10 protein-coding genes are annotated in these 11,881 nt (G+C 60.4%); 6 read left to right on the top strand and 4 right to left on the bottom strand.

The genetic code is table 11. The features are described 5' to 3' along the window. Positions 1-7 precede the first annotated feature (7 nt). The 3 genes from fabA to AC1DVH_RS17215 form a co-directional block, all read right to left on the bottom strand. The gene (gene fabA / locus AC1DVH_RS17205; RefSeq protein WP_477754822.1) at positions 8-523 is read right to left on the bottom strand and encodes a 3-hydroxyacyl-[acyl-carrier-protein] dehydratase FabA; all 516 of its coding nucleotides are present in this window, start codon (positions 521-523) and stop codon (positions 8-10) included. Between the two features lie 247 nt (positions 524-770). Further along, the gene (locus tag AC1DVH_RS17210) at positions 771-2,672 is read right to left on the bottom strand and encodes an ATP-binding protein (protein WP_477754823.1); all 1,902 of its coding nucleotides are present in this window, start codon (positions 2,670-2,672) and stop codon (positions 771-773) included. Beyond that, positions 2,669-3,601, bottom strand: a complete 933-nt coding sequence (locus AC1DVH_RS17215) for an ABC transporter substrate-binding protein (RefSeq protein ID WP_477754824.1) — start codon at positions 3,599-3,601, stop codon at positions 2,669-2,671. Before AC1DVH_RS17215 ends, AC1DVH_RS17210 begins: the two co-directional genes overlap by 4 nt. Positions 3,602-3,875: 274 nt before the next feature. On the opposite strand from AC1DVH_RS17215, the gene AC1DVH_RS17220 reads away from it, so the two are divergent. The 5 genes from AC1DVH_RS17220 (at position 3,876) to AC1DVH_RS17240 (ending at position 8,040) form a co-directional block, all read left to right on the top strand. Further along, the gene (locus AC1DVH_RS17220; RefSeq protein ID WP_477754825.1) at positions 3,876-4,901 is read left to right on the top strand and encodes an NAD(P)H-dependent glycerol-3-phosphate dehydrogenase; all 1,026 of its coding nucleotides are present in this window, start codon (positions 3,876-3,878) and stop codon (positions 4,899-4,901) included. 31 nt (positions 4,902-4,932) lie between these two features. Then, positions 4,933-5,280, top strand: coding sequence for a DUF4389 domain-containing protein (locus tag AC1DVH_RS17225; protein WP_477754826.1), 348 nt, complete (start codon positions 4,933-4,935; stop codon positions 5,278-5,280). Continuing rightward, entirely contained in the window at positions 5,277-5,732 is a 456-nt protein-coding gene (gene sixA / locus AC1DVH_RS17230) for a phosphohistidine phosphatase SixA (RefSeq protein ID WP_477754827.1), read from the top strand. The genes AC1DVH_RS17225 and sixA overlap by 4 nt, the downstream gene beginning before the upstream one ends. A 164-nt stretch (positions 5,733-5,896) precedes the next feature. Further along, on the top strand, positions 5,897-7,564 hold the full coding sequence (locus tag AC1DVH_RS17235) for an AMP-binding protein (protein WP_477754828.1): 1,668 nt from the start codon (positions 5,897-5,899) through the stop codon (positions 7,562-7,564). 32 nt (positions 7,565-7,596) lie between these two features. Further along, positions 7,597-8,040 carry a hotdog fold thioesterase gene (locus tag AC1DVH_RS17240; RefSeq protein ID WP_477754829.1) on the top strand — a complete coding sequence of 148 codons (444 nt, stop codon included), beginning with the start codon at positions 7,597-7,599 and terminating at the stop codon, positions 8,038-8,040. Here AC1DVH_RS17240 and AC1DVH_RS17245 read toward each other — a convergent pair. Beyond that, positions 8,037-11,042 (bottom strand): RHS repeat-associated core domain-containing protein, encoded by a 3,006-nt coding sequence (locus AC1DVH_RS17245; RefSeq protein WP_477754830.1) that lies wholly within the window; start codon positions 11,040-11,042, stop codon positions 8,037-8,039. The two genes, AC1DVH_RS17240 and AC1DVH_RS17245, sit on opposite strands and share 4 nt — an antisense overlap. Positions 11,043-11,232: 190 nt before the next feature. Here AC1DVH_RS17245 and AC1DVH_RS17250 point away from each other — a divergent pair. Beyond that, positions 11,233-11,881 (top strand): alpha/beta fold hydrolase (locus tag AC1DVH_RS17250; RefSeq protein ID WP_477754831.1); only part of this gene is annotated, 649 nt, incomplete at its 3' end.

The following is an 11,881-nucleotide window of genomic DNA, read 5'->3' on the forward strand; positions in this document are numbered from 1 at the left end:
ATAACCCTTAGAAGTTGTCAGTGGWGGTAAACACGCCGACCCGGAGGCCTTCGGCGGTGTAGATTTCGCGACCGTCGACAGTGACCGAACCGTCGGCGATGGCCAGGTTCAGCTTACCCTTGAGGACGCGCTTGATATGAATGTTATAGGTGACTTTTTTGGCGGTCGGCAGGACCTGGCCGAAGAATTTCACTTCGCCCGAACCCAGCGCACGGCCACGGCCCGGCAAGCCTTGCCAGCCCAGGAAGAAGCCGACCAGTTGCCACATGGCGTCGAGACCCAGGCAGCCCGGCATCACCGGATCGCCTTCGAAGTGGCAAGCGAAGAACCACAGGTCCGGATTGATATCCAGCTCGGCGACCAATTCACCTTTGCCGTACTTGCCACCTTCTTCGCTGATCAGGGTGATGCGATCAACCATCAGCATGTTCGGGGCGGGCAGTTGCGCGTTACCAGGGCCGAACAGCTCACCGCGACTGCAGCGCAGCAGGTCTTCCCGGGTAAAGGCGTTTTGTTTGGTCATGCGAGCTCCTCAATAGTCCCATGCGGCAGGTGGGGCAAATCTTCCCGGCCGATCGAAGCGTTCATGCCTCGAACCGGCAGCCTACTCATAGACTATTGCGTTGTGGTGAAAGTCACAGCACCAAGGACATGAATGTACACTTGTGCACTGAAATTATTATTCAAGCCCCTTTTCGGGCCTGTTCGGGTGCCTAAGACTGCCGCACTTTCGCATTTCACGCCAGTCGCAGATGCTCGAAAGGCCTGTACTACTGCACCCATCGCTGCAGAATTTGCTGCAGATCAGTCCGTTTGAACGGCTTGGCCAGGTAATCGTTCATCCCCGCCGACAAACAGGCTTCGCGGTCACCCTGCAGGGCGTTGGCAGTCAGCGCGATGATCGGCAGGTCGGTGCAACCGGGTAATTGGCGGATCTGTCGGGTGGCTTCATAGCCATCGATGACCGGCAAGCGGCAATCCATCAGGATCGCTTCGAAAATCAGGCTCTCGGCACTGCGAACCGCCTGCGCGCCGTCTGCCGCGAGACTGACCTTGAAGCCCAGGCTGCGCAACATGGCTTCGATGACCGTCTGGTTGACCGGGTTGTCTTCGACCAGCAGCACATTGCGCCCTTCGCCGTTGCTGTTGCGCGATTGCGCGCGAGGGGGCAACAGCGGTTGAGTCTGCTGGTGCAGTGCCAGGGGAATTTCCAGGGTGAACACCGAACCGCGGCCTTCCTCACTCTGCGCGCGCAAGGTGCCGCCCATGCGTTCGGCGAGCGTACGGGCAATCGGCAGGCCTAGCCCGGTGCCGCCGTAGCGCCTTGAAATGGAGCTGTCGGCCTGCTGGAAAGCGTTGAACATCAACTCCAGGCTTGGTGCCGGGATGCCGATGCCGCTGTCGCGCACGGTGCAGGTGAACCACAGTAACTCGTGGTCCAGCGACTGCCACTGTGCCTCGATGGTGATGCGGCCCTGCTCGGTGAACTTCAGCGCATTGCCGATCAGGTTGACCAGTATCTGCCGGATACGCGTCGGGTCGCCCTTGGCCTGCAAGCCGCGCATGTCATCGGGGACCATCAGTTGCAGGTCGAGGTCGCGCTGCGCGGCGCTGTGCTGGAACGACTGGGCGCAACTGCCGATCAGTTCGACGAGATTGAACGCAATGTGCTCCAGTTCCAGCTCTGAACGTTCGATCCGCGAGAAATCCAGAATGTCGTTGATGACCTTGAGCAAGTGCTCGGTAGATTCCGAGGCCAGCGCCGCGTATTCCACCTGCTCCTCGGTCATGTCGGTGGTTTCCAGCAACTGCAGCATGCCCAGCACGCCATTCATCGGTGTGCGCAGTTCATGGCTCATCATGGCGAGGAAGTCGGATTTGGCGTTGTTGGCCTTTTCCGCTTCTTCGCGGGTCTGGATCAACTGCGCCATGGCCTGATGCTGTTCGCGACTGGCCTGCTCGAGGCCGCTGGCGAGGTTGTTGATGTGTTGCGACAGCGCCCCCAGCTCGGTGTCGTCGACAATGGGCAGCGGTGTTTTGTAGTCGCCGTCCTGGATCGCCTTGACCGCATTGCCGATATCACGGATTGGTTGCGACAGGCTGCCCGCCAGACGCCGGGCCACGAAGAAGGTAAATAGCAGGGCAAACAGCACCAGAATGGCGGCCTTGAGCACGATTTCCTGCTGGCGTTGGCTGAAGGCATCGTTGGACAGTCCGACGATCACCCGGCCGAGATAGTCTTCGGTGGGGGCCGCGTTGGCGGTTTTGCTGCTCTGGAAAAAATCATTGTGCAACGCGACGCGCTGGAGCCGTATCGGTGCCTGGAACACTTCGAGCTGTTGCGCGCGATTGTAGTGTTCGCTCGGTTGTTCGACGTACACCAGAACCCGGTTGGCGCTGTCCTGGATTTCCAGAAAGCTCACGTTGGGCGTGACCAGTGTCGCCTTGAGCAAAGTTTCGAGCACTTCGATGTTGCCTGAAATCACTCCGTACTCGGTGGCTGGGGCCAGTTGATTGGCGATCAACTGCCCGGTGTGGGTGATTTCCTGACGCAGATCCTGGATGCGCACGAACGTGAAGAAGCTGATCAGCAACAAGGTCAGCAGCAGTGCAGGGCCGAGGCTGATGAGTTGGGTGCGAGTGTTGATGTCCCAGCGACGGCGCAAGTTCATGGACGACGTTCTCCTTCAGCCAGCAACGTGGCGACCGACGCTTCGTTTATCTGTTCGATACCCAATGAACGCGCCACCTGGGGATTGCTCGCGACCTTGAATCGATGGGGATAGTGCGTGCGCGGCCAGGTGGCCGGTGGCCGGTCGAGCAACTCGTCGAGGATCGCCAGCCAGTCGCTCTGATCGCTGTAGGTGCTGGCCAGGCTTGCGGCCTTGACGAAACCTGCGTTGGGTCCGATCAGCGCCATTTGCCGTGAGTAGCTGCTCAGCAGCAGGTTCTTTGCGGTTTGCGGGTTGTACAGGTCGGCATCGTCCAGGCCCAGCAACACGTCGCTGTTATTCAGCAGGGCCTGTAACGGATGACTGTCGTGAATGTTGTCCCAGCGCTGGGTGACCACCTCCAGACCCAAGAGGAGGGCGGCATTACTCAGCTCATTCAACAGAAATTCACTGTGGTTGTGGTAGAGCACGCCGATGCGTTTGGCTTCGGGCAACAGGGTGCGGGTCAAGCGCAACTGGCGGTCCAGTGGTGGATCGCTCCATAGCAGGGAAAGGTGTGCAGGCAGCGTGTTGTTCAAGCGTTGCCGGGCTTGCAGGCGGCTGATGCGCAACACCAGTGTCGCCGGGCCCCGGGTGTCCTGCAGGCGCCAGTCGAGGCTGGGCAGGTCGAGCAGTATCAAGCGGATGTTTTCCGGCAGCTTGTCAGGAGTCGGCAAACTCGCCAGTGTCTGGAAGCGTACGTTATCGTTCGGTCGCAACTCGTTCAGGGCCTGGGTAAACGCCCGCGCGTCGGGGCTGTCTTCGGCACCCGTGAGCAAAATGTCGGCCGCGTTACCCGGCAGGCTACCGAACAAGCTGCTGAACAATAGACAAAGCACGGCCAGCAGCCGGCGCAGGGGCGGCGTTTTCCAGGCTGGGCAATACGACATATTAAAGCTCCAGCCCCGGCGAGCTGAAAATCAGCGCCAGTACCTGAGGCGAATGCGGTGAAGGAGCACCCGGAGACACAACACATCCCAGTCAGTGATTGATGGCGCGCATGTTAACCGAGCCGAATGACTTTTCCATTCACGATGTCCGCATTTTCCTCGGTTTTATTGCTCTTCTTCCTACAACTGCCGGTATTTGACGCCGGGGCTGGCCGCCGATGGGCTGCCCCGTATAATGCCGACATCGCCACTGGTATGGATTAACGGATTGCATATGACTGAACAGCGCCCGATTGCGGTCCTGGGAGGCGGAAGTTTTGGAACCGCCGTGGCCAATCTGCTGGCCGAAAATGGGCTTCAGGTCCTTCAGTGGATGCGTGACCCCGAACAGGCCGAGGCCATGCGGGTCAATCGCGAAAACCCGCGTTACCTCAAAGGCATCAAGATTCTGCCCGGCGTCACACCGGTCACCGACCTGCAAGCCACCCTGGACGCCTGTGACCTGTGTTTTGTCGCATTGCCCTCCAGCGCGCTGCGCTCGGTGCTGGTGCCGCACGCCGAACGGTTGACCGGTAAATTACTGGTGAGCCTGACCAAAGGCATCGAAGCCCACACATTCAAACTGATGAGCGAGATCCTCGAAGAGATCGCCCCGCAGGCCCGCATCGGCGTCCTGTCCGGACCCAACCTGGCCCGTGAAATCGCCGAACATGCACTGACCGCGACGGTGGTCGCCAGTGAAGACGAAGAACTCTGCCAGCAGGTTCAGGCCGCGCTGCACGGCCGCACCTTTCGTGTTTACGCCAGCGCCGACCGTTTCGGTGTGGAGCTGGGCGGGGCGTTGAAAAACGTTTACGCGATCATCGCCGGCATGGCGGTGGCGCTGGGCATGGGGGAAAATACCAAGAGCATGCTGATCACCCGGGCATTGGCGGAAATGACCCGCTTTGCGGTGAATCAGGGCGCCAACCCGATGACCTTCCTGGGGCTTGCGGGCGTGGGCGATCTGATCGTGACCTGTTCATCGCCCAAGAGCCGCAACTATCAGGTCGGCTTCGCCCTCGGCCAGGGCCTGAGCCTGGACGAGGCCGTCACGCGCCTGGGCGAAGTCGCCGAAGGGGTCAACACCCTTAAAGTGCTCAAGGCCAAGGCCCAGGAGGTTGGCGTGTACATGCCGCTGGTCGCCGGGCTGCACGCGATCCTGTTCGAGGGGCGCACGCTGGAGCAGGTCATCGGTCTGCTAATGCGTGGAGAGCCGAAAACCGACGTCGATTTTATTTCCACCAGTGGTTTCAACTAATCACGCTTGCCAGAAAAGCAGGGAGTTGCGCATGAACGATCCAAAAGTAGAAGCCAAATACGAGTCCATCCTGCTGCGTGTGTTGTGGATGATGGTCTTCGTGCTGGTGTGGCAAGTGGCGCAGTTCATCCTCGGCGCCGTCGTGTTGGTGCAGTTGATCTATCGTTTGTTCTATGGCGCCCCGAACGCCAGTTTGATGAATTTCGGCGACAGCCTGAGCCAGTTTCTGGCGCAGATCGGTCGTTTCGGCAGCTTTCACAGCGACCAGAAGCCTTGGCCGTTCGCCGATTGGCCGACGCCGCGTACGCCGGAAGGTGAAGCGCCGCATGTCGTGGCACCGGCACCGCATTCGGCTCGAGAGGAGGAACCCAAGCTATGAAACTCTGGGTATTGCGTCATGGTGAAGCCGTGCCACACGGCTCCCGTCCCCACGATTCGGAGCGGGAACTGACGGATAACGGTCGTAAGGAAGTATTGAAAGTCGCCGCAGAGCTGGTGGGTCAGCCGCTGACCGGCATTTACGCCAGCCCGTACCTGCGAGCGCAGCAAACAGCGCAACTGGTACGAGATGCATTGGGTTTCGAACCGGAAATCCGCACCGTCGAGTGGCTGACACCGGACACGGAGCCGGACAAGGTGGCCGAACAGATGGTCGCAGTAAGCAACGTGTTGCTGGTCAGTCACAATCCGCTGGTGGGGAATCTGCTGAGCTACCTGCAACATGGTGCCGGACATCCGCCGGAAAAGGTCAGCACTGCCGGTCTGGCGGAGCTCAAGGGTGATGAGCTGCTGGTCGGGTCAATGAAGCTTGACAGCATCAAGCACCCATAAAAGCAAAGATCGCAGCCTGCGGCAGCTCCTACAAGATGCACGCCATTTCCATGTAGGAGCTGCCGCAGGCTGCGATCTTTTGATTTTGTTTTTCTGTTAAATAATCGACCAAGCACTTGCTTGGTTGACTACGCTTGCTCCAGACCAAAAAACAGGAGCGAGTCATGTCTGCTGCTTTTCGTTTGCCGCTGGACGTTTTCTACGAGCGTGAGGCCCGTCATCCCCGCCAGCGCTTTCTGGTCCAGCCGGTCGCAGGCGCCCAGGTCGAGACCTTGACCTGGGCGGACGTCGGTCACCAGGCCCGTTGCGCGGCCCATTGGTTGCGGGCACGGGAACTGCCGCAGGGCAGCCATATCGCCCTGATCTCGAAGAACTGTGCGCACTGGATCATTGCCGACCTGGCGATCTGGATGGCCGGGCATGTCTCGGTGCCGTTGTACCCCAACCTCACCGCCGAGACCGTTGCCCAGGTACTCGAACATTCGCAAGCGACGCTGGCATTCATCGGCAAGCTCGACGACTGGCCGGGCATGTCCCGTGGCGTCAGCCCCGATCTGCCGACCATCAGCCTGCCGCTACATCCACCCGGTACGTTCGATTTCAGTTGGGCCGACCTGCAACGCAGCTCGCCGATCCAGGACGATCCCAAACCTGCCGCCGATCAACTGGCGACCATCATTTACACATCCGGCACTACTGGCATGCCCAAAGGCGTGATGCACAGTTTTGGCACCCTGGGGTTCGCCACCACTCGTGGCACTTCGTTGTTCGGCCTCAACGAGTCGGACCGACTGCTGTCCTATTTGCCGCTGTGCCACGTTGCCGAACGGATGTTCGTCGAACTGGCATCGATTTACACCGGCCAAACGGTATTTTTCGCCGAGAGCCTGGACACCTTTCTCACCGACCTGCAACGTGCGCGCCCGACCGCACTGTTTGGCGTGCCGCGCATCTGGACCAAATTCCAGATGGGCGTGTACAGCAAGATTCCGGCAAAACGTCTCGACTTCCTGCTCGGCCTGCCGATCATCGGCAAACGGGTCGGGCATAAAGTCCTCGCCGGGTTGGGGCTGGATGCGTTGCGCATTGCGCTGTCCGGTGCTGCACCGGTGCCGCAGACCTTGTTGCAGTGGTATCGCAAATTGGGGCTGGATGTGCTGGAGGTCTACGGCATGACCGAGAGTTGCGGCTATTCCCACATCGGCATGCCGGGCCAGAACAAACCAGGCTGGATCGGCAAGCCGTGCCCGGAAGTCGAAGTGCGGATCGCCGAGACAGGGGAGGTCATGGTGCGCAGTGGCGCGACCATGCTCGGGTATTACAAGGAACCGGAAAAAACCGCCGTCACCATTACCGGGGACGGCTTCCTGCGCACCRGCGACAAGGGCGAGGAGGACGCCGAAGGCAATCTGCGCCTGACCGGGCGCCTGAAGGAAATCTTCAAGACCAGCAAAGGCAAATACGTGGCTCCGGCGCCGATTGAAAATCGTCTGGCCGTGCACTCGCGCATCGAACAGGTCTGTGTGGTGGGCGATGGCTTGGGTGCGCCGTTGGGCTTGTGCGTGTTGTCGGCGGTCGGCCAGCAGGATGCTGGCGGGGCCGCGCGCGCCGGCTTGCATTCCAGCCTGGAAAAACTGCTGGAAGAGGTCAATGCTGCCCTCGACAAACATGAACGGCTGCGGCGCCTGGTGGTGGTCAAGGACAGTTGGGCCGTGGAAAACGGTTTTCTCACCCCGACCCTGAAGATCAAGCGCAATGTGATCGAAGCGGCTTACGGTGAGCGCTTTGAAGAATGGAGCGAGCGCAGCGAAGCGGTGCTGTGGCAGGATTGATCCACGAACAAAACCAACAAGGAAACTCTGCGATGAGCCTGTGGCGCACCACTCCCAACATCGAACAGTTGAACGCTATCCAGAAAAACACCATCGGTGAAGTGCTGGACATCCGTTTCGAGGCCTTTGACGCTGAGTCCCTGACGGCCAGCATGGTCATTGACCATCGCACTCACCAGCCTTACGGCTTGCTGCACGGCGGTGCCTCGGTGGTGTTGGCCGAGTCGGTCGGCTCCATGGCCAGTTACCTGTGCATCGATGCCAGCAAGTTCTATTGCGTGGGCCTGGAAATCAACGCCAACCATTTGCGCGGCCTGCGCAGCGGGCGGGTGACGGCGGTGGCCAGGCCAATCCACATCGGCCGCACGACCCATGTCTGGGACATTCGGCTGACCAGCGATGAGGGCAAGGCCAGTTGCGTATCGCGGCTGACCATGGCGGTGGTGCCGTTGGGTGAGAATCCGCCGGCGCGTTAAGGGGTACTCGAAGCATGGCGACGGAACGTTGTCATTTCAATGCTGTTGCCAGTGGGCATGTCCGGGTGCCCCGTCCACTCCCTGTTTGGTTGGGTGAAGTGGTCCAGGGTGAAGTCCGCATCGTCATATCTGAACAACTCGGCGGTGCCGCGCTGCACATGTTGTCCCAAATAGGTTCGGGCTTCTGTGGGAGTAGCCATTGCACCAATGGCTCCCGTCCGCAGATTGGGGTTTGCAATGGCGTCGGTCAGCGGGGTGGACAGGAGTGTCAGCGAGGCGGTCAAGCCTGACCCGGCCGTGCRCGTAGCCCAGCCATACAGCACTTCCATGGCATTCGGTCTGCTCAACTCATTAGTGCCCTGGGTGAAGGTTCCTCCACGCCAGGCGTTGATCATGACGATGGATGCACCATCAAGACCTTCGACGGCGGCATTGATGGCGACGCCGGCCAGAGGCGCAAGCTGCGCGCGAATCATTCCACCGGCGACCAGCAATCCTCCATAGGCGCCTGTGCGCAGGGCAGTCGCGACACCTGAGGGCGCGAGCGTAAGCCTGGGGCCCAGTTCTGCGCTGATGCGTTGCCCTGTTTCCCTTGTCAGATTGCCGGCCACGCTGGTGATGAGGCTGATGGCCACTTCATTTAACCCTTCAGGGTTGCTCAGATAGGCATAGAGCGGGGCAGCGGCACCTACTGCCGCGCCCACCAGTCCACCCATGGCCGCACCGATCCACTGCGCAGCGCGGTTTTCGCTGTATCGGGAAACGATATTGCTTCCCGCGCCCATCCCCATGGATCCGCCCGCCAATGCCCCGACCGCCGCACCTGTTACGCTCAGCGCCAGATTGACGCCGGGGTCAATCATCTGGATATCCGGATCATCCGTGGGTGTGCTTGCCAAGTGTGTCAGTCCTTGCCCCGCAAAGTACCGCACAGCGCCACCAGCCAGGGCACTCACACCGTCACGGCCAATCGTCGCGAGGGCTGCGCTGAACACTTCTCCCACGGTGATCAGCCCCTGAAGATCCACGTGTCCGATCGGATTGCCATGCACCATCGCATACAGATTCAACCCGTCCGCGGTGCCCCCAGGGTCCGCGTTCAGCCAGCGTTGGCACCAGGGTATGTAGTAGCGCAACCCGTAGTAGTACAACCCGGTGGTATCCCGTTCCTGGCCGCAATAGCGCAGCGTCTTGTAGCCGGCTTCGAGTTTGTTGCGACCGGCCCACCAGCAAGTTGCGCCGTAGGGGTAGTAACTTTCCCGGGAGATGAGCAAGGCCGCTTCGTCCAGTTCCAGGGCACTGGAGCCCAAATGATCGGAAAAGCTGTAGCGATGCTGATTCTGGGGAATGCCGGCTGGCGGCTCAGTCTGCCAGTGCAGGATTTGCACCGTGCTGCGTCCGGCCTTGATCGTCACGACATGCAAGGTCTCGTCGGCAGAAGTGCGGACTTCCACACCTGGTAAATAGCGGGTTTCGTGGGTGCGGATCAATGTGCCGGTGTAGGCCTGACGGATTTTTCGCTGACGCAGGCCACTGCCGTCGTACACATAAAACTCGCAATCGTCCGGTTCATCTTCACGCACTACCTGGTCGACCTGCCGCAGTTGGTTGCGCAGATCCCATTGCAGGGTTTGCCCCGGTTGAAGCCCGATACGGTTGCCGTTGAGGTCATGACCGACGGTAATTTCCTGTTCGTCGGGCAGCTCGCCATCAGGCTTTTCGGGCAGACTGCGATTACTGAACCGGGCGACGGCTGTGCGTTCGGTACGGCTGGCGCTGTCGGCCTGATGCTGCATGACCGTCAGGTTGCCGGCTTCATCGTAGCGGTAGAAACGCGTGTAATTTTCCAGTTGTCCGGGGTCGGCGGTGGACTGGAACTCCGGTAGTTGTGGTCCACCCGGCGCGTTGCGCCATTGCCGACCGCTGGCCTCGATCAGGCGGTAGAGGCTGTCGTAGCGGTAGCGACTAACTGGCTCGATGCGCTGGTTACGGTGAAATTGAGTTGCTTGAGCAGCGTCGGTGATGCAGGTGGCATTGCCCGCCGCGTCGTATTCATAAGTCAGATCTTGCAGGGCCGGTTGACCTGTTACATAGGCTTTCAGGTGCTCCAGTCGGCCATCGTCGGGCCTATAAGTCGCACATGAAACAACACCGTTTCCCGCACATTGTTGTTCGATCTGGCCGAAGGCGTTGTACTGAATGTCTCGGACCAGGGTTTTTTCCTCGGCCTGCCCGGCGAGTTTCAGACGAACCTCACGCAGCTCGGCTGCACAGGTATGAATGAACGTCTGGCGGTTGCCCAATGCGTCGGTCTGGCTGACGGTCTCACTGGCGGCGTTGCAGTGAAGGCGAGTGATGGCTGGCCCGTTCTCCAGCAAGGCGTCGCGTTCAGGCTCTGACTCGGGCCAGTCCACCAGCCATTGCGGATCGGCGATGAAGGTACGACCGTGCTGCAGCGGTGTAGCGTTCAGACTGAACTCGGTGAAGCGTAGGGTGCCGGCGGTGTCGTCGTGCCGAGTCAACCGACCGCGCAGGTTTTGACCGGCATCGGCGTCGGTATCGGCATAGGTGAGTCGTGCGATACAGCGTTCCGAGCCTTGCCATGCGCGCTCGAACGTAGCGATCGGGCGGCACTGAGGGTCATAGTCCACGCGGCTCTGGCTTAGCTTCTGATCCCAGCCTTCAACACTTTGCCCGTGCGCGCCGAGCAATCCCAGGCGCCAGCCGGCGTCGCTGTTTAGCGAAAGCACGACAGTGCCCGACAAACTGAAGACGTTTTGCTGATTGGCTGCCGTCTGACCGTCTTGATGCAAGCGGAACAGACGTGGATCACGAATCAGCACAGCGCGACCGGCGCCGTCATATTCCTGCTGGGTAATGCAAGGCTCCGGTGCCGACGCGCGCTCGCGCCGGTGATACGCCACACCGCGCACGCTCAGCCCGCGCGGGTCAAATACCTGGATGGTCGGAGTATTGGCATGGGGCATCGTGAGTTTGCCCATGATTCGGCGGGACAGCCCTTCTTATCCACTGGATGCTGGTTGGCAGTCAACTGTCAGAAATAACAGGTGCCGCCCGCAGTGACGTCATAGCCACGGCAGGTCTGTCATCATTCCTGGCAGTTACGGTCATTGCCGCAGGACGCGGTCTTGCGGACAATCAATGCCTGTTCTCGCTCATGGATTTGCAGGTATGTCGCAACAGATCTTTTTCGCCCACGCCAATGGTTTTCCTTCGGGGACCTACGGCAAGTTGTTTGCGGCGCTGGCACCCGAGTTTCAGGTGACGCATCTGGAGCAGCACGCCCACGACCCGCGTTTTCCGGCGGACGACAACTGGTACAACCTGGTGGATGAGCTGATCCATCACCTGCAACAACAGGCCGAGCCCGTGTGGGGCGTCGGTCACTCCTTCGGTGGCGTGTTGCACCTGCATGCGGCCTTGCGCTGTCCTGAGTTGTATCGCGGGGTGGTGATGCTCGACTCGCCAGTGCTGACCCGAACCGATCGATGGGTCATCCGCGCGGCCAAACGCTTCGGTTTCATCGACCGCTTGACCCCGGCCGGGCGGACCCTCGGTCGTCGTGAAGAGTTCGCCGACCTGGAAAGCGCGCGCAGGTATTTCGCCGGTAAAACCCTGTTTCGCGGCTTCGACCCGGAATGCTTCGATGCCTCCCTGCAACATGGCTTGCACCAGGTCGATGACAAGCTGCGCCTGCGGTTCGACCCGGCCACGGAAATCAGCATCTATCGCGGCGTGCCGCACACCAGCCCGGGCAGCACCCGGCAGTTGCAAGTGCCGCTGGCGGTGGTTCGCGGGCACAACAGCCGCGTGGTGATGC

The sequence above is a fragment of the Pseudomonas sp. P4_C3 genome, from assembly GCF_056402075.1.